This window comes from Gymnodinialimonas sp. 57CJ19 (genome assembly GCF_038396845.1).
Lineage (GTDB): Bacteria > Pseudomonadota > Alphaproteobacteria > Rhodobacterales > Rhodobacteraceae > Gymnodinialimonas.
The window spans coordinates 3266834-3287143 of sequence record NZ_CP151587.1 but is presented as its reverse complement, the minus strand read 5'-3'; the positions used below and the strand labels follow the sequence as shown (position 1 = coordinate 3287143).

The following is a 20310-nucleotide window of genomic DNA, read 5'->3' as shown; positions in this document are numbered from 1 at the left end:
GCTGCGAGGAGCGTAGCGAGGAGGGGCTGCGTTATTCCAACTCTACCAGCAGGTCCTTGGCGTCGATCTGGCCGCCGGGTGTCACGTGGACCGCTTTGACCACGGCGTCGCGGTCGGCGTGGATGCCGGTTTCCATCTTCATCGCCTCGATCGTGAGAAGCAGCGTGCCCTCTGACACCTCTTGTCCTGCCTGCACGCCGACGGAGGCGACAACGCCCGGCATCGGCGCGCCGATGTGGTTGGGGTTGCCAAGTTCGGCCTTGGGGCGTTTGGCGGTTGCGGCAGAGACGAGGCGGTTTGGCACGCGCACCGTCCGGGGCTGGCCGTTGAGCTCGAAAAAGACGCGCACTTCGCCTTCGTCATTGGTCTCGCCAATGGCGACGAGGCGGATTTCCAGCGTGACACCGGGGTCAATCTCGGCCTCGATCTCTTCGCCCTGATCCATGCCATAGAAGAAGGTTTTCGTCGGCAGGGTGCGGACGGGGCCGTATTCTTGATGGCGGGTGGCGTAATCGGTGAACACCTTGGGGTACATGAGGTAGCCGTTCAGGTCCTCGTCGTCGATTTCGACATCCAGTTGCGCGGCAAGATCGGCGCGGGTGGCCTCGATATTCACGGGTTCCAGATGCTTGCCGGGACGCTCAAGATTGGGTTTTTCGCCCTTGAGCGCCTTCTTGACGATGCCGGAGGGGAAGCCGTTGGGCGGCTGGCCCAGATCGCCTTTCAGCATGCCGATGACGCTGTCGGGAAAGGAGACATCGACGGCGGGGTCTTCGACCTGCGCGCGTGTCAGGCCTTGGGAGACCATCATCAGGGCCATGTCGCCCACGACCTTGGAGGACGGCGTGACCTTCACGATATCGCCGAACATCTGGTTCACATCGGCGTACGTCTGCGCCACCTCGTGCCAGCGTTCCTCCAGCCCCATGGAGCGGGCCTGCGCCTTGAGGTTGGTGAACTGGCCGCCAGGCATTTCGTGCAGGTAGACCTCAGACGCGGGGGCCTGCATGCCGGATTCGAACGCCGCGTAGTGGGCGCGGACGGCCTCCCAATAATCCGAGATCTGACGGATTGCGGAGATATCGAGGCCGGTGTCGCGCTCGGTGAAGCGGAGGGATTCTACCACGGTGCCAAGGGTGGCCTGAGAGGTGTTGCCCGAGAGCGCGTCCATGGCGCAATCGACGGCGTCAACGCCATGCTCGGAGCAGGCAAGGATGGTGCCACAGGCGCTACCTGCGGTGTCGTGGGTGTGGAAGTGGATGGGCAGGTCCACGGCGTCTTTCAGGGCCGGGACGAGGACCTCGGCCGCGGCGGGGCGCAGGAGGCCGGACATGTCCTTGAGGCCAAGCACATGGGCGCCTGATTTCTCCAATTCCTTTGCCATATCAACGTAGTACTGAACGTCATACTTGGCGCGCGCAGGGTCGAGGATGTTGCCGGTGTAGCAGATCGTGCCTTCGACGATCTTGCCGGCATCGCCCACGGCATCCATGGCGACGCGCATGTTTTCGACCCAGTTGAGGCTGTCGAAGACGCGGAAGACATCGACGCCGCTTTCCGCCGCCTGCTTCACGAAGCCCTGCACCACGTTGTCGGGGTAGTTGGTGTAGCCGACGCCGTTGGAGGCGCGCAGCAGCATTTGCGTCATGATGTTGGGCATGGCCGCGCGGATGTCGCGCAGGCGTTGCCAAGGGCATTCCTGAAGGAAGCGGTAGGCCACATCGAAGGTCGCCCCGCCCCAGCATTCCACCGAAAACAGGCCCGGCAGGTTGTGGGCATAGGCAGGGGCCACCTTGATCATGTCGATCGAGCGCATCCGCGTGGCGAGCAGCGATTGGTGCCCGTCGCGCATGGTGGTGTCGGTGATCAGCAGTTGCTTCTGGTCTTTCATCCAGGCGGCAACGGCCTCGGGCCCCTTGGCGTCCAGCATGGTGCGGGTGCCGGCGGGCGGGGCCTCGACCGGGGTGCGCGGGGCGCGGGCGGGTTTGATATCGGCGGGCGGCTTGGGGCGGCCCTGCGTTTCGGGGTGCCCGTTCACGGTGATGTCGGCCACGTAGCGCAGGATCTTGGTGGCGCGGTCGCGACGGGGGCGGAAGTCAAACAGCTCCGGCGTCTCGTCGATGAACTTGGTGTGGTACTGGTAGTTCAGGAAGGTCGGGTGCTTGAGCAGGTTTTCGACAAAGGCGATGTTGGTGGACACGCCACGGATGCGGAATTCGCGCAGGGCCCGGTCCATGCGGGCGATGGCGGCGTCGGGCGTGGGGGCCCAGGCGGTCACTTTTGTCAGAAGGCTGTCGTAGTAGCGGGTGATGACGGCGCCGGAATAGGCCGTGCCGCCGTCCAGCCGGATGCCCATGCCCGTGGCCGAGCGGTAGGTGGTGATGCGGCCATAATCGGGGATGAAGTTGTTGGTGGGATCCTCGGTCGTCACGCGGCACTGCAGCGCGTGGCCGTCGAGTTTCACATCGTATTGAGAGGCGACCCCGGTGGCGGCGGCCAGCATCTTGCCCTCGGCAATCAGGATCTGCGCGCGGACGATGTCGATGCCGGTGACTTCCTCGGTCACCGTGTGTTCCACCTGCACGCGGGGGTTGACCTCGATGAAGTAGAATGCGCCGGTGTCCATATCCATGAGGAATTCGACGGTGCCCGCGCATTCATAGTTCACATGCTCGCAGATCTTCTTGCCCAGAAGGCAGATCTCATTGCGCTGCATGTCGGTCAGGTAGGGGGCGGGGGCGCGTTCGACGACCTTCTGGTTGCGGCGCTGGACCGAGCAATCGCGCTCGTACAGGTGGTAGATGTTGCCATGGCTGTCGCCAAGGATCTGCACCTCCACATGGCGGGCGCGGATGATCATCTTCTCCAGATAACCCTCGCCGTTGCCGAACGCCGCCTCGGCCTCGCGACGGCCCTCCAGCACCTTTTCCTCCAGCTCATCCTCCGACGCGATGGGCCGCATCCCGCGACCGCCGCCGCCCCAGGAAGCCTTGAGCATCAAGGGGTAGCCGACCTCTGCCGCCTCTGCCTTGATCGCGTCCATGTCGTCGCCGAGCACTTCAGTCGCAGGGATAACCGGAACGCCGGCCTCGATGGCCACCCGCCGGGCAGAGGCCTTGTCGCCAAGGGCGCGCATCGTCTCGGCCTTGGGGCCGATGAAGGTGATTCCATTCTCGGTGCAGGCATCCACGAAATCCGGATTCTCGGATAAAAGGCCATAGCCCGGATGGATCGCATCGGCGCCGCATTGTTTCGCAACGCGGATGATCTCCTCGATGGAAAGGTAGGCGGCGACCGGGCCCAGACCTTCGCCAATCTTGTAGGCCTCATCCGCCTTGAACCGGTGCAGGCTCAGCTTGTCTTCCTCGGCATAGACCGCGACCGTGCGCTTGCCCATCTCGTTGGCGGCGCGCATGACGCGGATCGCAATCTCGCCGCGATTGGCAATGAGGATCTTCTGGAATTCGGCCATTGTAACGCTCCTAGGATGCAGTTGCAGCATTCTTGGACCGATGTGTGTGAAAGGGCAAGTAGATGCCCGTCCTGATCAACAGCCGCCGGGGTCGGTGTAATGAGCCGCGTTAAACGCGGTCTGTTCAATGTGCCCGTCACCGTGCAGGGCCATGCCCGCTTATTCCGCCATGAAGCCGGACAAGCGCAGGTTTTATGGGCGAGCGGGGGGGGGGCAGCGCCCTTTATGCGAAGCAGGCGAGGCAGGACAAGGGCGACGCAGCCTCACCTCGGACGCTGGTCGCGTCAGCTTTTGGGGCGAAGCCGGGCGCGAAAAGGCGCTGTCATTTGCCAGCGGATCAGAAAATGCTCATCCCAGACCGCGTAATCCACCCCATGGGCGCGGGCCACCGCCCCGATCTGGTACTCGTATTGGGATTCGATATTATCAGTGTCGATCAGGATCACCATCGGGTCGCGCCCCGTCAGCAGGGCGTTGAACGTCGCCTGATGCAGGCTGTCATAGGCGCCGCGGGTGTGATCCAGCCCGATTTCAATCGCGTGGGTGTCCGTGATGCAATCAACCCGGACGTAGCTATCTACCGCGTGGAGGCTATAGGGCGCCCGGTGCTCAGCTTCCCCGCCCAACATGGCACATAGAATCGCAATGGCTTGGGCTTCGGTCATGGGAACGATATAGGAACATTAACCTTTCGTGTTAACCCCTCCTTTACGTTTCTGGTTTATGGCCCATTAACCTCTGATGAGGCGCCCCCCCAGATCCTCAAGGCGCCGCGCCCCGATTTGGGCCATGTTGCTTTCCATATCCTTGACCAGGATGTCATACCAATGGGCCGGACCATCGCGGCCCAACGCGCCAAGGGCGTAGTGCCAGGCGCGACCCATCATCACGAAATCAGCCCCCAGCGCCAAAGCCCGCAGGATATCCAGCCCACTCTCCACACCGCTGTCGAATATGATTGGCAGATCCGTGGCCGCCCGCACCCCCGGTAGCATACTGGCCGCCCCCGGTGCGCCGTCAAACTGACGCCCCGCATGGGTCGAGACCCAAACAGCATCCACCCCCTCGGACGCTGCACGCGCCGCCACCTCCGGCTCACACACCCCCTTCAAAACCAGCGCCCCGTCCCACGCCTCTCGCAAGGCGGCGACGTAGTCCCAATCCGGCGCGGCCCTCAGAAGATACCCCACATGGGCGGTCGAGGGCAGGGGCCCCTTGGCCAAATCCGCCGCATAGCTGTCCATCAACCGCATCCGCGGCATTTCCCCAAAGCCGATCCCCGTGGCCCAAACCGGGCAGCGCGCCACCTGCGCCAAAAGCCTCGGGGTCAGCCGAGGCGGTTGCACCAACCCGCCCCTTGTTTGCCGCTCCCGTCGGGACGCCGCCGGCACATCCACCGTAAGCACCAAGGTGTGAAACCCCGCCGCCTTGGCGCGCTCTAACATATCGTCGCGGACCTCCGCCGACTTCGGTGGATACATCTGAAACCAGCCCTGATCGCCGATCTGCCCGGCCAAAGCCTCCGGCACTTCGGTCGCCACCGTTGAAAGCCCGTAGGGAATGCCTGCCTGCGCTGCGAACCCGCTCAACAGCTGCTCCGCCTTCGGCCAAATCAGCCCCGACATGCCCAAAGGCGCAATCCCGAACGGCACCGGATATTCCCGCCCCATCAACTGACACCGCAGATCAGGCGCGACTTCTCCCAACAAGGCGGCCGGGCGCAACAAAACGTCGTCCAAAGCCGCGCGATTGCGGGCGGCCCCGGCCTCCACCCCCGTGGCCGAATCCAGATATTCCCACACGAAATGCGGAATGCGGCGCCGCGCCCGTGCCTTAAGGTCGCTCAGGGCGGGAAATCTTGCATGTAAATCCATCCGCGGACTCAACCCCTCAACACGCTCAACCTCAACCACTTTTCGCGCCCCTATTTCACCTTTTCACAAATATCGCGGGGAGTTTGAGGGGCTGGCCCCTCAATTCCACCGCCGCCACAGCCACCACGCAGAACAATCTGCGAACATACCTTCCCCTTGCGCCAATCCCGCACTATCCTTGCCCCATGACCCAATTCGACGATTCCGATGCCTTCGAGGCTGCCGCCACCACCTCCCTTGCTGCCCGTGCCATGGCCGCGCGTCCCCAAGGCGCGTCCTCGTACATGGACGGGCTCAACCCCGCCCAAGCTGCCGCCGTTCAGCAATTGGACGGCCCGGTCTTGATGCTCGCTGGCGCGGGCACCGGCAAGACCCGAGCGCTGACGGCGCGGATTGCCCATCTGATCGCGACAAATACCGCCCGCCCCAACGAAATCCTCGCCGTGACCTTCACCAACAAGGCCGCGCGCGAGATGAAGAACCGTGTCGGCGTGCTTCTTGGCCAACCGGCCGAAGGGATGCCATGGCTCGGCACGTTCCACGCGATCTGCGTGAAGCTCTTGCGCCGTCATGCCGAACTTGCCGGGCTGAAATCCAATTTCACCATCCTCGATACCGACGATCAGACCCGTCTGATGAAGCAACTCATCATAGCGGAAGGGATTGACGACAAACGCTGGCCCGCCCGCGCGCTGGGCTCCCTTATCGACGGCTGGAAAAACCGAGCCTTGACGCCTGACAAGGTCCCCAGCGCCGATCACGGCGCGTTCAACCACCAAGGGGTGAAGCTCTACGCGCAATACCAGGCCCGCCTGAAAGAGCTCAACGCATGTGACTTCGGTGATCTGCTCCTCCACGTCATCCAGATTTTCCAGGAAAACGAAGACCTTCTGGCCCAGTATCAACGCTGGTTCCGCTACATTCTGGTGGACGAGTATCAGGATACGAACGTCGCCCAATACCTCTGGCTGCGCCTTCTGGCGGCGGGGCACAAGAACATCTGCTGCGTCGGCGACGATGACCAATCCATCTACGGCTGGCGCGGGGCGGAAGTCGGTAACATCCTGCGGTTCGAGAAAGATTTCCCCGGCGCCCATGTGGTCCGGCTGGAACAGAACTACCGCTCCACCAAGCACATTCTTGCCGCCGCCAGCGGGGTGATCGAACGCAACCGAGTGCGTCTGGGAAAGACTCTCTGGAGCGATGGTGATGACGGTAATCTCGTATGCCTCATTGGACATTGGGCTGGAGATGAAGAAGCGATGTATATTGGTGATGAGATCACGGCTCTCATCGACGGCACATCACGATTTTCCAAGGATAGGAATAACCCCCGCTCAACTTCAATTCTCCAGGAGTTTGAAAGGCTGGCGAAACAGGGTGCTTTGCATGGAGCAAGAGACGAACATGAGCTGTACGTAAGGTTGAAGCAGCAAAACAGTCCTTATACCGACATCAAAACCCGAAATTTGATGTGGAAACTGACAGAACGACATAAAAACGGAGAGCCTCTGCCGCCTGCCTTTCAAAGGTTTGACGCGGAAGAAATTGCTATTCTCGTCCGCGCCTCGCACCAAATGCGTGCCTTTGAAGACCGGTTCCTGACCATCGGTCTGCCTTACCGCGTCATCGGCGGTCCGCGCTTCTATGAGCGGATGGAAATCCGCGACGCCATGGCCTACTTCCGCGTCGTCGTCTCCCCCGATGATGATCTGGCGTTTGAGCGTATCGTGAACACTCCCAAACGCGGCCTTGGCGACAAGGCGCAACAGACGATCCAGAAGATGGCCCGCAGCAACGGCGTCAGCCTTCTGGAGGGCGCGCGGCTTTGCGTGGAAACTCAAGCCATTGGCGGCAAGGGCGGGCGCGAATTGCGCGTCTTGATAGAAGGGCTGACGCGCTGGCGCGGGCATCTCAACGGCGGGCTGCGCGCCGTGGGTCCGGTGGATGACCTGATCGACGAGGAGGTCGAACCCGTCGGTGGCCAACTCGGCATGAGCCATGTGGAACTGGCCGAAATCATCCTCGACGAATCCGGCTACACCGCCCATTGGCAGAATGACAAGACACCCGAAGGGCCGGGGCGGCTAGAGAACCTGAAAGAACTGGTCAAGGCACTGGAAAACTTCGAGAATCTGCAAGGGTTCCTCGAACATGTCAGCCTGATCATGGATAATGAGCAGGACGACGAAGAACCCAAGGTCACGCTCATGACGCTCCACGCCGCCAAGGGGTTGGAGTTTCCGGCGGTGTTTCTGCCGGGGTGGGAAGACGGGTTGTTTCCGTCCCAACGCTCCATGGATGAAAGCGGCCAAAGCGGGCTGGAGGAAGAGCGGCGCCTTGCCTATGTGGGCATTACCCGCGCCGAGGAAGTCTGCACGATCTCCTTTGCGGGCAACCGGCGCGTCTACGGCCAGTGGCAATCGCAATTGCCCTCGCGGTTCATTGATGAACTGCCCGAAGAGAACGTTGAAATCCTGACCCCGCCCGGCCTTTACGGGCATCAGGGCGGCGGGCACCAAGGCGGGATATCTGCCACCGCCAGCCCGGTCGAGCGGGATATGGCGGGGTCCAACCTGCACCAAAAAGCGGCCAACGCCGACGTCTATAATTCGCCGGGCTGGAGACGTCTGCAAGCACGCCAAGGCCAATACGGCACGCGCCAGCCGTCCGAGGCCAAGTCCATGACCATCGACGCCGAAGCGATCAGCGCCTTTTCCGAGGGCGACCGGGTGTTCCACCAGAAGTTCGGCTATGGCGATGTTGTGTCAGTCGAAGGCGACAAACTGGGGATCGAGTTCGACAAGGCCGGTAGCAAACATGTCGTAGGCCGCTTCCTGGTGGCCGCCGGCAAAGAAGGGGGCGATGTGCCGTTTTAGGGGCCGCGCGCAGCGGTGGATTTCCGCCCCTCGACCAACCGCGCCCGGCACTCTAGGGTCCGTATCGATACCTCGGACGGAGAATGCCATGATGCGCCCCTTGACGGCTTTGGCCGCGCTGCCCTTCCTTGCGGCCATTGCCAGCGATGCGCAGGCGCAAGAGTTTCTGACCCGTGCCGAGGTGATTGCCCATATGGACGCCTCGGTTTTCTGCTACCATCCCGATGAGCGTCTGGCCTGCGGGTGGGCCGAAATCTACACGGAGCAAAACGAGGATCACGCCGTTCTCGTCACCGCCAGCGCCACGTGGGATTTCCCCATGGAGATCGCCCAATACCGCATTGATTGGCGCGGCGATGCCCTGTGCATCCCGTTCGAGGATCAGGGTCTGCAGGCCATGTGGGAAGCGGAAGGCTATCGTTTCCCCTTCAGCCTGGAGGGATTCACTGCCCTGCCGGATGACGGTTTGCCCGTGCGGCAGGCCGAATTGCGCGAAACCGCCCCGCGCGAGTTCTGTTTCCAGTACACCACAGACCCCGATGCGCCCGGCCAACTGCTGCAACATGTGTTCCGCGATGGTGTTTGGGATGAAGAATTCGACCCGATCGCCTTGATCCCACGTTTCGCCAGTGGCGTTTCGATTCGTCCCAACTAGTCGCCTGAGCCGAGAATCAGCGGGTAGAGAGACAAGACCAGCAGCCCGGCCATGGTCCAATTGAAGGCGCGTAAACGCACCGGCCCATCCAGCCAGCGGCGCACCTGGGTGCCGCCCCACGCCCATGTGGCCACCGACGGCAGGTTCACCATGGCAAACACGACGCCAACGATCACGGCGCCAACCCAGCCCGCCCCCTCGGGCGCGTAGGTCGTTTGGGCATAAATCGACATGTAGACCGCCTTGGGGTTCACCCATTGGAACCCTGCCGCTTGCCGAAACGTCAGGGGGCGCGCGTCTTGCTTGGCATCGGCGGGCGGCGCGGAGTTGGCAACTTTCCAGGCGAGCCACAGCAGATAGGCCACGGAAACCACTGTCAAAGCCGTGCGCAGCCAAGGCACCCAGTCGAAAATCTGCACCAAGCCAAGGCCCAATAGCACGGTCATCGCTCCGTGCCCCAAGGACACGCCCAACATATGCGGCACCGTGCGCCGCAGCCCAAAGTTCACGCCCGAGGCCATAAGCATGATGTTATTGGGCCCCGGCGTGATGGACGAAGCGAAAGCGAACAGCACAAGGCCCGAGAGGATTTCATAAGACATGGCGCAATATACGGCGATAAATGCGGAGTGAAATTGCCAAACGCGCCGTTTAGCTGCATATTTGGCAACAAATGACGAAAATAGATGACAAAGACCGGCATATATTGCGTGAGCTGTCTCGGGATGGCCGCGTGTCGAACCTCGATCTGGCCGAGCGTGTGGCATTGTCGCCCTCGGCAACCCTGCGCCGGGTGCAGGCGCTTGAAGCGGGTGGCGTCATCGCAGGTTACCGGGCGGTTTTGGATCCGGCGGCGATGGGCATCGGCTTTGTTGCCTACATTACCGTGGGTCTCAGCCTTCATACCAGGGCCGCACAAGAGGCGTTTGAAGCCGCGGTGGCCCGCGCCCCAGAGGTGGTGGAGTGCCACAACATCACCGGGACAGTCGAATATCTGCTGCGGATCGAGGCCCAGGACCTGATCGCCTACAAGCGGTTTCACACCGATTTTCTGGGGGCGTTGCCGCAGGTGGCCAGGCTCACCACCTTCGTTGTCATGGGCTCTCCCAAAGATACCCGCGCCTGAAGCGGTGCCTTTAAACGAAAAAGGCGATGATGTTCTTCTGGGAGGAAGAGACCATCACCGCCAATTCGCAGCCCGCTCAATGGGAGGAGAGAGCAAGGCCGATGCGCAGCGTCCGTCCAAGGGAGGAGAGGACATTCGCCGCTGTAGCCAGACCTAACCAATGGGAGGAAAGGGTCGGTCTGTCGTATGGTGTCACTCCAAGGGAGGAGGAGGAGTTTCACCGTTCATCGCGGTCCCAATGGGAGGAAAGAGACCGGATATCTGACCCTAAGGGGGTCTTTGTCAGGGTGCGGGCGCATCCATGGGAGGATGGACGCAGCCCGCTGTCCCGGATGCTCTGTGGGAGGACAGAGCCCGGTATGTCGTGCGTCGCTTAGACGTTTTTGCCGTAAGCGGCTTCCATCGCGATGCGTGTGACCGTGGAGCGGCTGATGCCCAGATCGGCCAACTCGCGGTTGGAAAGATCCTGAAGCTCGCGCAGCGTGCGGTGGTAAACGCGCCAGTTGTTGTAGGCTTCTGTCGCGGTGTCGCGCAGATCAGCCAAGCGTTGGCCGAAGGAAGCGGTGATTGAGCGGTTGCCTGTTTCGTAGGCCATGGTGGTCCTCGATTTCGTCTGCGGGCTGTGGGAGCTCTTGCCCTTCCGGTGCCCAAGTGGTTGGTCTGTGTCGTCTTGTTGACAGTGAAGATAGGCGAATGCTGCAGGTGCACAATGGCCGAAAGGGAAATGCTGCTATGCAGCGGACGCATGACACATTTTCGTTACTTTACTTAGGGTTAATCAGATGATGATAGCGGGCGGCGCCTTCAAAGACCGGCAATTTCGGCTGTTTTTCGGCGGTGTCTTTTTTGCGGTGCAAGCTATCTGGATACAGCGCGTAACCCTTGGGTGGCTGGCGTGGGAGCGGACGGGACAGGCCTCGGCCGTGGGGATTGTCGCCGCCCTCAGCCTGTTTCCGACATTGGTGCTGGGGCCCTTCTTTGGGGTCATGGCGGACCGGGTCGATATCCGAAAAGCCGCTTTCGCCACCAACGGCCTGATGGCCGCGATCATCGCGGTGCTGGCGATCTTTGCCAGTGACGTGGGCGCGGTGGGTTTGGCAATGGCCGCCCTGAGCATCGGATTGATCTCTGCCGCGCACCACCCGGTACGCATGTCGCTTGGTCCGCGGTTGGTGGCGAAGGATATGGTGCAACATGTGGTTGCCGTGACGGCGCTGAATTTCAACATGGCCCGCCTTGCCGCCCCGGTCTTTGCGGGGTGGGTGATTGCCACAGCGGGCGGACCGACGGCGCTATGGCTGGCGGCGCTATGCTATGTGCCGATGCTCCTTGTCCTGCCAGCGCTGCATCCCCGAAATCTCCCGGCCCGCGTGGCGGCCCCGATCCTGAACGACCTGATGGAAGGTGTCCGCTACGCCGCCCAGGATCCGCTGATCCGCCAGGCGTTGCTTCTTACGCTTGTGTTCTCCTCCACCGCCCGGGGCGCGTTAGAGGTGTTGCCGGTGGTCGCCGATGGCGGCTTTGCGCGGGGCGCAGCGGGGTTGGGATATCTGACCGCCGCCGCCGGGGCAGGGGCGGTGATATCGGCGTTCCTGAAAGCGGCTGGCGTGTCGGCGGTGGGCGCGCGTATCCCGGCTTCGGTCTGGGTGTCGGCCTTCGTGGGGCAGGCGGCGGTGATGGGCATGGGCCTTGCGCCAAGCTGGCCGCTTGCGCTTTTTGCCACCGGGGTCACGGGATTAACCGCGACGTGGTGCGGGGTAAGCCTGCAATCGGCGATCCAGACCGGCTTGCCCGATGCCTTCCGGGGGCGGGTGATGAGCCTTTGGGTCGTTGTCGGTTTCGGCACGGTTTCCATCGGCTCCGTCGCCATCGGGGCGGCGGCGGATTTCGTCGGGATCGGCGGCGCGTTGGCAATTGCGGGCGGTTTGGGCGCAATCACCATGGCCGTTGTGGGGGTGCGCGCCCGGTCAATCCAACCTATGTGAAAGAAAACCTGCCCAAGAAGGATGAGAGCCTATGTCCCAGACCCGCGAAACGATCCTAGAGGCCCTGAAGGCCATCGGCCTGCCAGACGGCGGAGATCTTGTCAGCCGTGACATGATCCGCGCCCTGACGGTGCACGATGGCAAGGTCAGCTTTATCATCGAAGCCCCATCCCCCGCGATTGCGCAACAAATGGCGGGCCTGCGATCAGGGGTTGAGGATTTCATCGGCAAGATGGAGGGCGTCACGCAGGTCTCTGTCGCGCTGACGGCCCATAGCGCCGCCCCCTCTGCACCCGCCGCCCCCAAGGGGGCGCCACCCAAGCTGTCGGTTGGCGGGCACATGAAGCCGCAAGAAGGCTCCATGAAGCCCAAGGGTGTGAAACGCATCATCGGGATCGGCTCGGGGAAGGGGGGCGTGGGCAAATCCACCGTCTCGACCAACCTTGCCGTGGCATTGGCCCGGCAGGGACGCAAGGTGGGGCTGCTGGACGCCGATATCTACGGGCCAAGCGTGCCCCGGATGATGGGGGTGAACAAACGCCCGGCCTCGCCCGACGGCAAAACGATCATTCCCTTGCAGGGCCACGGCGTCACCTTGATGTCGATTGGCTTCATGCTGCCGGCGGAAAAAGCCGTGGTGTGGCGCGGACCGATGCTGATGGGGGCATTGCAACAGATGTTGACCCAGGTGGAGTGGGGCGAGTTGGACGTGCTTCTTGTCGATCTGCCACCCGGCACCGGCGATGTGGCGATGACGCTTTGCCAAAAATCCGAGGTGACCGGCGCGATTGTCGTCAGCACGCCGCAGGATGTGGCGCTTCTGGATGCCCGTAAGGCGCTTGATATGTTCTCTTCCCTCAAGACGCCGGTTCTGGGGCTGATCGAGAACATGGCCTCTTACCACTGCCCCAAATGTGGCCACGAGGCGCATATCTTCGGGGAAGGGGGCGTACGGGCCGAGGCCGAGAAGATGGACCTGCCGTTCCTTGGCGCGCTTCCCATCGACCTCGACACACGGATCGCGGGCGACGACGGCACCCCCATCGCTGCGGGCGACAGCCCCATGGCCGAAGCCTACGCGAGCCTTGCCAAGCGCTTCATCGACGGCGGCATGGCCTGAACAACCCCGTCGGGGGCCATCGCGCCCCCGACGCAGACGGATTCAATCCATCTCAAATGCGATTCGAATCAGAAAAATAAGAACAAACCAAGATCACGCGGCCGTGATCGCCGGAGGGTTGGGGGATTTTGGGAAAAATCTGCCACCATCCTCCACTTTCCTCCCCCACACAGCTCCACCCCAAGATGATGGGATTTTCCGATGTTTAACCACAACATGGGCGCTTGGCTTGTGACTTATCCACACCACATGCTGTGTTTGAGAGGGTCGAAAATCAACAGATTGGGGGTTCGTCCCAAAAAAAGGAGTTGAATGGGAGTCATTCCCGTGGGACAAGAATTCATCGACAACGAGACAAGACAAAGGATCACAAGATCCGAACCAAAAACAAAAAATGGCAGGTTCATACAGGCATCTCATTCGTCGAAAAAAGAGATCCGGCGCGTAGACGAGCAGACATCCCCCCCAGGTAGTCGGCGCAGTCGGACACCCCAGAAATGGGACGAGGGCGGCGGGTTGAGGAGTGGCAGCTTCCTCAATCCGCCGTTTCCATTTCAGGGCTATCGCGCCGCAGGGCGCACAGTTGAGGGAATGAATTACGGCCCCATTGTGGCCAATTTGAGGCAGACACATCGTGGATACGCGGTTTTTAGGCACCAACGTGTGCAAGGTAGATGGAAAGGGTCGGGTCTCGCTCCCGGCTAAATTCCGTCGAGTCTTGCAGGCGGAAGATGCCAAATGCGGTCCGGGTGAAGCGCCTCGTCTTTACGTCATGTTCGGAGACACGCGTAACGAATACGTCGAATGCCTGACCGGCAACGCCTATGATGAGCTGCTGGAGCGCATCGAAAGCATGGCCGACGGCGAGCGTGACCGCGAAATCCTTGAGCTTTTGTACTTCTCTTTCTGTGACGCGATCACCGTCGATGATGCGGGCCGATTTGTTCTGCCCCAAGGCGCGCGTGACAAGTTGGACCTGGAAGGCGAGGCCGTGTTCCAGGGCAAGGGCCGCCGCTTCCACATCCTCAAGCCATCCGACAGCGAGGCCGCCAAGGATCGTCTGGCCGCCCTGTTGGACCAAGCGGCAGGCGACAAGGAATTCTTTAACCCGATCTCATTGGCGAACCCGCCCAAAGCAACTCCGGTAGCAGACGATGTTCAATGACGCAGGGCACCATGACCGACGCAGTAGATCAGCCACACATCCCCGTTCTCTTGGGGGCGATCCTCCGCGAAGTGGCGCCGCTTTCTGGCGTGTGGCTGGACGGAACCTTCGGCGCTGGTGGATACGCCCGTGGCTTGCTTGAAGGGGGTGCCAGCACAGTGATTGGCGTGGACCGCGATCCCTTGGCCTTCGAGTTGGCCGCAGATTGGGCCGGGTCCTATGGTGATCGTTTGCGTCTGGAAGAGGGTACGTTCTCGGACCTCGATACATTGGCGGGCGAGCCGCTGGACGGCGTCACGCTGGATCTTGGCGTATCGTCGATGCAGCTGGATATCGCGGAGCGGGGCTTTTCGTTCATGCGCGACGGGCCTCTGGATATGCGTATGGGGCAAAGTGGGCTGTCGGCGGAAGACTTGGTTAACGACGCGCCCGAAAAGCTGTTGGCCGACATCCTTTATCAGTACGGGGAAGAACGCGCCTCGCGCCGGATTGCCAAGGCGATTGTGGTAGAGCGCGCCAAGGGCCGCATCAACACCACCCTGCAACTGGCTGGGATCATTGAAAAATGCCTACCCCGCAAGAAGCCCGGTCAAAGCCACCCCGCGACGCGATCGTTCCAAGCGATCCGCATCGCGGTGAATGATGAGTTCGGGCAATTGGCCCATGGCTTGATGGCCGCCGAACGGGCGTTGATGCCCGGCGGCAAACTGGCGGTTGTGACGTTCCATTCCTCGGAAGACCGGATCGTGAAGAAGTTCATGGCCGAGCGGGCCAGCACCGGGGGAGGCGGCTCCCGCTACGAGCCCGAGGCCGCCGCCAAGACCCCCGGTTTCACCCTGACACCCCGCAAAGCCATCGCGCCTGACGCCGAAGAGGTCGCCCGCAACACCCGCGCGCGGTCCGCCAAGTTGCGCATCGCCACCCGCACCGATGCGCCGGCCCAAGACATCGACCTGAAAACCCTTGGCTTGCCGCAGTTGGAGGGCCTTTAACCATGCGTTTTACCACGTTGATCGCCGCCATTATCGTCGTGGGCCTGGGCTATTGGGCCTACCATCAAACGATCCAGACCCAGATGGCCGACCGTGAGGTGAACCGGTTGCAGCGCCAGATCGTCCAGGAGCGCGAGCGCCTTGGTATCCTGCGGGCCGAATGGGCCTATCTGAACCGTCCCGATCGCTTGCGCGAACTGGCCCGCTTTAACTTTGACCGGCTGGAGCTGTTGCCGCTGACCTCGAACCAATTTGGCAACGTGGCGGAGATCCCGTTCCCTTCGCCCATTGATGACGCCGAGGCGTTCATCCTGGAGAATGCCTCTACCCCTGAATGGGACGGAGAGGTCGAGCCCCTATGAGCCTGCGCATTCCGTTAAGACCGTTAACCCGCATTCTCGATGCCCGCGCACGCGGCGAAAACCCCGATAACGTCGAGAAGGAAAACCTGCGTCTGCGCCATGAGGGGCTGCGGGACAAGATGCGTATCCGCGCGGAATCGCGGCTTCTGCTGGTGGCGCTGTGCTTTGTTTTGGCGTTTGGCGCCGTGGGTTGGCGCATGGCGGGGCTGGCCACGTCTGTCCCGACCGAGCCGCGCATTGTCAGCCAAGGGCCGACGATTCTAAACACCCGCGCCGACATTACCGACCGGCACGGGCGTATTCTGGCGACGAACTTCGCCACCAACGCGCTTTATGCTCACCCCCATGACCTGATCTACCCCCGCGCCGCCGCCGAAGGCTTGGCCGCGATTTTCCCTGAAATGGACGCCGACGACCTGCACCGCCGCTTCACCAGCGGATCGCGGTTCTTGTGGTTGCGCCGCTATATCTCTCCTGAACAAGAGCAGCAGGTGCACGATCTGGGCGAACCGGGGCTTCTGTTTGGCCCCCGTGAAATGCGGCTGTATCCCAACGGCTCGATCGCGGCGCATATTCTGGGCGGCGCAAGTTTCGGGGAAGAGGCGGTCAACGCCGCCGAAGTGATCGGCATTGCCGGGATTGAAGCACACTACGACGACGAATTGCGCGACCCCAGCCGGGTCGAGCCGCTGACGCTTTCGCTTGATCTGACGGTCCAGGCCACGGTGGAGGAAATCCTCGCCGGCGGCATGACCTTGATGGGCGCGCGTGGCGCCTCGGCCGTGTTGATGGATGCCCACACGGGCGAGATCATTTCGATGGCCAGCCTGCCCGATTTCGACCCCAACGCGCGGCCGCGGCCGCTTCTGGAAGGTGACCAGGCCGACAGCCCCCTGTTCAACCGCGCGGTGCAGGGCGTTTACGAATTGGGCAGTGTTTTCAAGACCTTCACGATCGCGCAGGCGCTGGAACTGAACCTTTATTCCCCCTTCGACATGATCGACACGACGGGGCCCCTGCGGATGGCCGGTTTCTCGATCCGCGACTTCTCGTACTACGGGGCCGAGCAGAGCGTTGCTGACGTCCTGATCCATTCCTCCAACATTGGCACGGCGCGTATGGCGCAGTCGATCGGGCGCGAACGGCAGCGTGATTTCCTTGGCAGCCTTGGCCTGCTGGAGCCAACAGAAGTTGAACTGGTCGAGGCCGCGTCCTCGCGTCCGCTTCTGCCGCCGCGCTGGGGTGAATTGTCCACAATGACAATTAGTTATGGCCACGGTGTGTCCACCTCTCCGCTGCATTTGGCGGCCGCCTATTCTACCATCGTGAACGGCGGCACGATGATCGAGCCGACCTTGCTGCGCCGTGAAACACCGCAAGCGGGACCGCGTATCATCTCGGAATCCACCAGCCGCATCGTGAATTCCATGCTGCGCCAGGTCGTGACCGAAGGCACCGCCAGCTTTGGCGAAGTGGAAGGCTACGCCGTGGGCGGCAAGACCGGCACCGCCGATCTGCCACGTCCCAATGGGGGCTACTACGAGGACCGCAACCTCAACACTTTCGCCAGCGCCTTCCCGATGAACGACCCGCAATATGTGTTGATCGTCACCCTTCAAGAAGCTTCGGACCCGTCGGGCAATCAGCCGCGCCGGACCGCCGGTTGGACAGCCGTGCCCGTCGCGGCAGAGGTCATTCGCCGCACCGCACCGCTTCTTGGATTGCGGCCAAGCGTTGAACATCCCCTCGGTTTGCAGCTATCCAGCTCCTCAAACTGAGGAGGCGGGCAATGGCTGAACGACGACTATCCGATCTGGGGCTGACCGCCCTGAGCGGCGGCGATGTGGTGGTGTCGGGCCTTGCCCTTGATAGCCGCAAGGTGGAAAGCGGCACGCTGTTTGCGGCGCTTCCCGGCACGCGCGTTCATGGGGGGGAATTCATCCAATACGCCCTGCGCATGGGGGCGGGGGCGGTGTTGACGGACCGCGCAGGCGCCGAGATCGCGGCAGAGGAACTTGCCGCATCCGATGCCGCTTTGGTCGTGGTGGAAGACCCGGCCGACGCTTTGGCCCATGCGGCCGCGCTGTTTTTCGGCGCGCAGCCTGAAACCATGGTGGCGGTGACGGGGACGAATGGCAAAACCTCGGTCGCCAGCTTCACCCGCCAGATATGGGAAGCCCTAAAGGTTAAGGCCGTTAATATCGGCACCACGGGCGTCGAAGGCGCCTATGAGGCGCCGGGCATTCACACCACGCCCGAGCCCATCACGTTGCACCGCGTTCTAGCCGATATGGCCGCAGCAGGCGTGACCCACGGGGCGATGGAAGCCTCGTCCCATGGGCTTGACCAAAAGCGGATGGACGGCGTGCGCCTTGCGGCGGCGGCCTTCACCAACCTGACCCAGGACCATCTGGATTATCACGGCACGATGGAGGCCTATTTCGAGGCCAAGCTGCGCCTTTTTACCGAGCTGTTGCCCGAAGGTGGCGTGGCTGTGGCGAACTTGGATGACACCTATGGCCCCCGCGTGGCGGAGGCTTGCACAGATCACGGGATCGAGGTTTTGGGCGTCGCGCAATATGCCGACGCCGCGCTCAAAATCACCGGACGGCGGATTGATGAGACGGGCCAGGATGTGTTGTTTCGCTGGCAGGGAGAGGCGCGGCAGGTGCGCCTGAACCTGATCGGTGCGTTTCAGGCGATGAATGTGCTGACCGCCGCCGGGCTGGTGATTGCGGGTGGCGAAGATCCCGATGCCGTCTTCGCGGTTTTGCCGAAGATGGAGGGCGTGCGGGGCCGGATGCAATTGGCCGCGCGGCGTAGTCACGGTGCACCGATCTATGTTGACTATTCGCATACGCCCGATAGCTTGGAAGTGGCGCTCAAGGCGTTGCGCCCCCACGTTCTGGGAAGATTAATCGTTATTTTCGGGGCAGGTGGCGACCGAGATACAAGTAAGCGCCCGCTAATGGGCGAGGCCGCCGCGCTGTGGAGCGATGTTGCTTTTGTGACAGACGACAATCCCCGCTCGGAAGATCCCGCCAGCATTCGCGCCGCCGTCATGGCGGGCTGTCCGGAAGCGACAGAGGTCGCGGACCGGGCCGAGGCGATCTTGCGCGGCGTGGACATGCTGGAACCGGGCGATGCGCTTCTGATTGCCGGAAAAGGCCACGAGACGGGCCAGCAGGTGGGCGACGTGATCTATCCCTTTGACGATGTGGAACAGGCCTCGGTCGCGGTGGCCGCCTTGGAGGGCGCGATATGACCTTGTGGACAGCGTCCGAGGCGGCTGAGGCCACCGGCGGCACCGCCAGCGGCACGTGGGAGGCCACAGGCGTTTCCATCGACACGCGCACAATACAGCCCGGTGATCTGTTTGTGGCTTTGGCCGCCGCGCGCGATGGCCATGAATTCGTGGCGCAAGCGTTGGATGCCGGGGCCGTTGCCGCCCTGGTCAGCCATGTGCCCGACGGTGTGGACCCTGCGAAATGTCTGGTTGTGGACGCGGTCCTGCCCGCGTTGGAACGGCTCGGCCAAGCGGCCCGCGCCCGCACCGATGCCAAGGTGATCGCGATCACCGGATCGGTGGGAAAGACCACCGCCAAGGAAATGCTCAAGCAGGCGCTGACGGGACAGGGTAATGTCCATGCGGCGGTCGCCTCGTACAACAACCATTGGGGCGTGCCCCTGACGCTGGCGCGGATGCCCGCTGACACCGATTTCGCGGTGATCGAGATCGGCATGAGCAACCCCGGCGAAATCGCGCCCCTGGCCCGCATGGCGCGGCCCCATGTGGCGATGATCACCACCATTGCGCCGGCCCATCTGGAGGCCTTCGGCGTGATCGAAGGAATCGCGGCAGAGAAAGCGGCCATCTTCGACGGGCTGGAACCCGGCGGCGTGGCGATCATCCCCCTCGACGTGAGCACCAGCGGCATCCTGATCGACGCCGCCAAGGCCAAGGGCGCAGAGATTGTCACCTTCGGAGAGGCAGAGGGCGCCGACCTGCGCCTGACCGATGTGATGTTGTCCGAGGACAGCACCGTCATGCGCATCGCTACGGCCGAGGGCGGGCGACTGGCCAAGCTGTCGGTTTCGGGGCGTCATTATGCCAGCAACGCGGTCGGCGTGATCTGCGCCGTGGCAGCCGCTGGCGCCGACCCGACCCAGGCCGCGATGATGTTGTCTCATTGGCAGCCGGTTGAGGGGCGCGGTCAGCGAGAGCGGATTACGCTCAGCCGCACCGATGATATCGCGATCGAGTTGATCGACGACGCCTTCAACGCCAATCCCGCGTCGCTTGCGGCCGGGCTGGAGGTGCTGGCCGCGATCACCCCGCAACGGGGCGGGCGGCGCATTGCGGTGCTGGGGGACATGTTGGAACTGGGCGAGGCGCGCGATCAGATGCACGCCGATGTGGCCAAGCTGCCCAGTATGGACGCGGTCGATGTGGTTCACACCTGCGGGACGTTGATGGCGCATTTGCACGCGGCTTTGCCCGGCGCAAAACGCGGGTTGCACGAAGCCACGGCGCAGGATTTGTGCCGGGTTCTGCCGCGCAGCTTGCGGCCCGGCGATGTTGTGCTGGTGAAGGGCTCGAAGGGGTCCAAGGTGTCTGTAGTGGTTGACGCCCTACGGAAACTGGGGCAATCGCTTGACGGTAAAGGTTAGAGGTGCCGC

16 protein-coding genes are annotated in these 20310 nt (G+C 62.5%); 11 read left to right on the top strand and 5 right to left on the bottom strand.

The genetic code is table 11. The annotated features are described in order from the left end of the window. Nucleotides 1-31 precede the first annotated feature (31 nt). The 3 genes from AADW23_RS16020 to AADW23_RS16010 all read right to left on the bottom strand — a co-directional run bounded on the left by AADW23_RS16020 (nucleotide 32) and on the right by AADW23_RS16010 (nucleotide 5346). Nucleotides 32-3472, bottom strand: coding sequence for a pyruvate carboxylase (locus AADW23_RS16020; protein ID WP_341861944.1), 3441 nt, complete (start codon nucleotides 3470-3472; stop codon nucleotides 32-34). Between the two features lie 284 nt (nucleotides 3473-3756). Then, on the bottom strand, nucleotides 3757-4137 hold the full coding sequence (locus AADW23_RS16015) for a hypothetical protein (RefSeq protein ID WP_341861943.1): 381 nt from the start codon (nucleotides 4135-4137) through the stop codon (nucleotides 3757-3759). A 66-nt stretch (nucleotides 4138-4203) separates the two neighbouring features. Then, nucleotides 4204-5346, bottom strand: coding sequence for an alpha-hydroxy acid oxidase (locus AADW23_RS16010; RefSeq protein ID WP_341861942.1), 1143 nt, complete (start codon nucleotides 5344-5346; stop codon nucleotides 4204-4206). Between the two features lie 185 nt (nucleotides 5347-5531). On the opposite strand from AADW23_RS16010, the gene AADW23_RS16005 reads away from it, so the two are divergent. Both AADW23_RS16005 and AADW23_RS16000 read left to right on the top strand, forming a co-directional pair. Beyond that, nucleotides 5532-8225 (top strand): UvrD-helicase domain-containing protein, encoded by a 2694-nt coding sequence (locus tag AADW23_RS16005; RefSeq protein ID WP_341861941.1) that lies wholly within the window; start codon nucleotides 5532-5534, stop codon nucleotides 8223-8225. 88 nt (nucleotides 8226-8313) lie between these two features. After that, a complete protein-coding gene (locus AADW23_RS16000) occupies nucleotides 8314-8880 on the top strand; it encodes a hypothetical protein (protein WP_341861940.1) in 567 nt (188 codons plus the stop codon). Here AADW23_RS16000 and AADW23_RS15995 read toward each other — a convergent pair. Continuing rightward, nucleotides 8877-9482 carry a LysE family translocator gene (locus tag AADW23_RS15995; RefSeq protein WP_341861939.1) on the bottom strand — a complete coding sequence of 202 codons (606 nt, stop codon included), beginning with the start codon at nucleotides 9480-9482 and terminating at the stop codon, nucleotides 8877-8879. The two genes, AADW23_RS16000 and AADW23_RS15995, sit on opposite strands and share 4 nt — an antisense overlap. A gap of 71 nt (nucleotides 9483-9553) precedes the next feature. Here AADW23_RS15995 and AADW23_RS15990 point away from each other — a divergent pair, with 71 nt between their 5' ends. After that, nucleotides 9554-10006 (top strand): Lrp/AsnC family transcriptional regulator, encoded by a 453-nt coding sequence (locus tag AADW23_RS15990; protein ID WP_341861938.1) that lies wholly within the window; start codon nucleotides 9554-9556, stop codon nucleotides 10004-10006. Between the two features lie 373 nt (nucleotides 10007-10379). Here AADW23_RS15990 and AADW23_RS15985 read toward each other — a convergent pair whose 3' ends face one another. Next, nucleotides 10380-10601, bottom strand: coding sequence for a DUF1127 domain-containing protein (locus tag AADW23_RS15985; protein ID WP_341861937.1), 222 nt, complete (start codon nucleotides 10599-10601; stop codon nucleotides 10380-10382). A 187-nt stretch (nucleotides 10602-10788) separates the two neighbouring features. On the opposite strand from AADW23_RS15985, the gene AADW23_RS15980 reads away from it, so the two are divergent. The 8 genes from AADW23_RS15980 (at nucleotide 10789) to murF (ending at nucleotide 20301) form a co-directional block, all read left to right on the top strand. After that, nucleotides 10789-11991 carry an MFS transporter gene (locus AADW23_RS15980; RefSeq protein WP_341861936.1) on the top strand — a complete coding sequence of 401 codons (1203 nt, stop codon included), beginning with the start codon at nucleotides 10789-10791 and terminating at the stop codon, nucleotides 11989-11991. A 31-nt stretch (nucleotides 11992-12022) separates the two neighbouring features. Further along, nucleotides 12023-13111 (top strand): Mrp/NBP35 family ATP-binding protein, encoded by a 1089-nt coding sequence (locus tag AADW23_RS15975; RefSeq protein WP_341861935.1) that lies wholly within the window; start codon nucleotides 12023-12025, stop codon nucleotides 13109-13111. A gap of 772 nt (nucleotides 13112-13883) precedes the next feature. Further along, nucleotides 13884-14276, top strand: a complete 393-nt coding sequence (locus tag AADW23_RS15970; protein ID WP_341861934.1) for a division/cell wall cluster transcriptional repressor MraZ — start codon at nucleotides 13884-13886, stop codon at nucleotides 14274-14276. 11 nt (nucleotides 14277-14287) lie between these two features. Beyond that, nucleotides 14288-15268, top strand: coding sequence for a 16S rRNA (cytosine(1402)-N(4))-methyltransferase RsmH (rsmH, locus tag AADW23_RS15965; RefSeq protein WP_341861933.1), 981 nt, complete (start codon nucleotides 14288-14290; stop codon nucleotides 15266-15268). A gap of 2 nt (nucleotides 15269-15270) precedes the next feature. After that, entirely contained in the window at nucleotides 15271-15630 is a 360-nt protein-coding gene (locus AADW23_RS15960; RefSeq protein ID WP_341861932.1) for a cell division protein FtsL, read from the top strand. Continuing rightward, complete coding sequence (locus AADW23_RS15955; protein ID WP_341861931.1) at nucleotides 15627-17408, top strand: penicillin-binding protein 2; 1782 nt, start codon at nucleotides 15627-15629, stop codon at nucleotides 17406-17408. Before AADW23_RS15960 ends, AADW23_RS15955 begins: the two co-directional genes overlap by 4 nt. 11 nt (nucleotides 17409-17419) lie before the next feature. After that, entirely contained in the window at nucleotides 17420-18895 is a 1476-nt protein-coding gene (locus tag AADW23_RS15950; protein WP_341861930.1) for a UDP-N-acetylmuramoyl-L-alanyl-D-glutamate--2,6-diaminopimelate ligase, read from the top strand. After that, complete coding sequence (gene murF / locus AADW23_RS15945; protein WP_341861929.1) at nucleotides 18892-20301, top strand: UDP-N-acetylmuramoyl-tripeptide--D-alanyl-D-alanine ligase; 1410 nt, start codon at nucleotides 18892-18894, stop codon at nucleotides 20299-20301. The genes AADW23_RS15950 and murF overlap by 4 nt, the downstream gene beginning before the upstream one ends. Nucleotides 20302-20310: the final 9 nt, after the last annotated feature.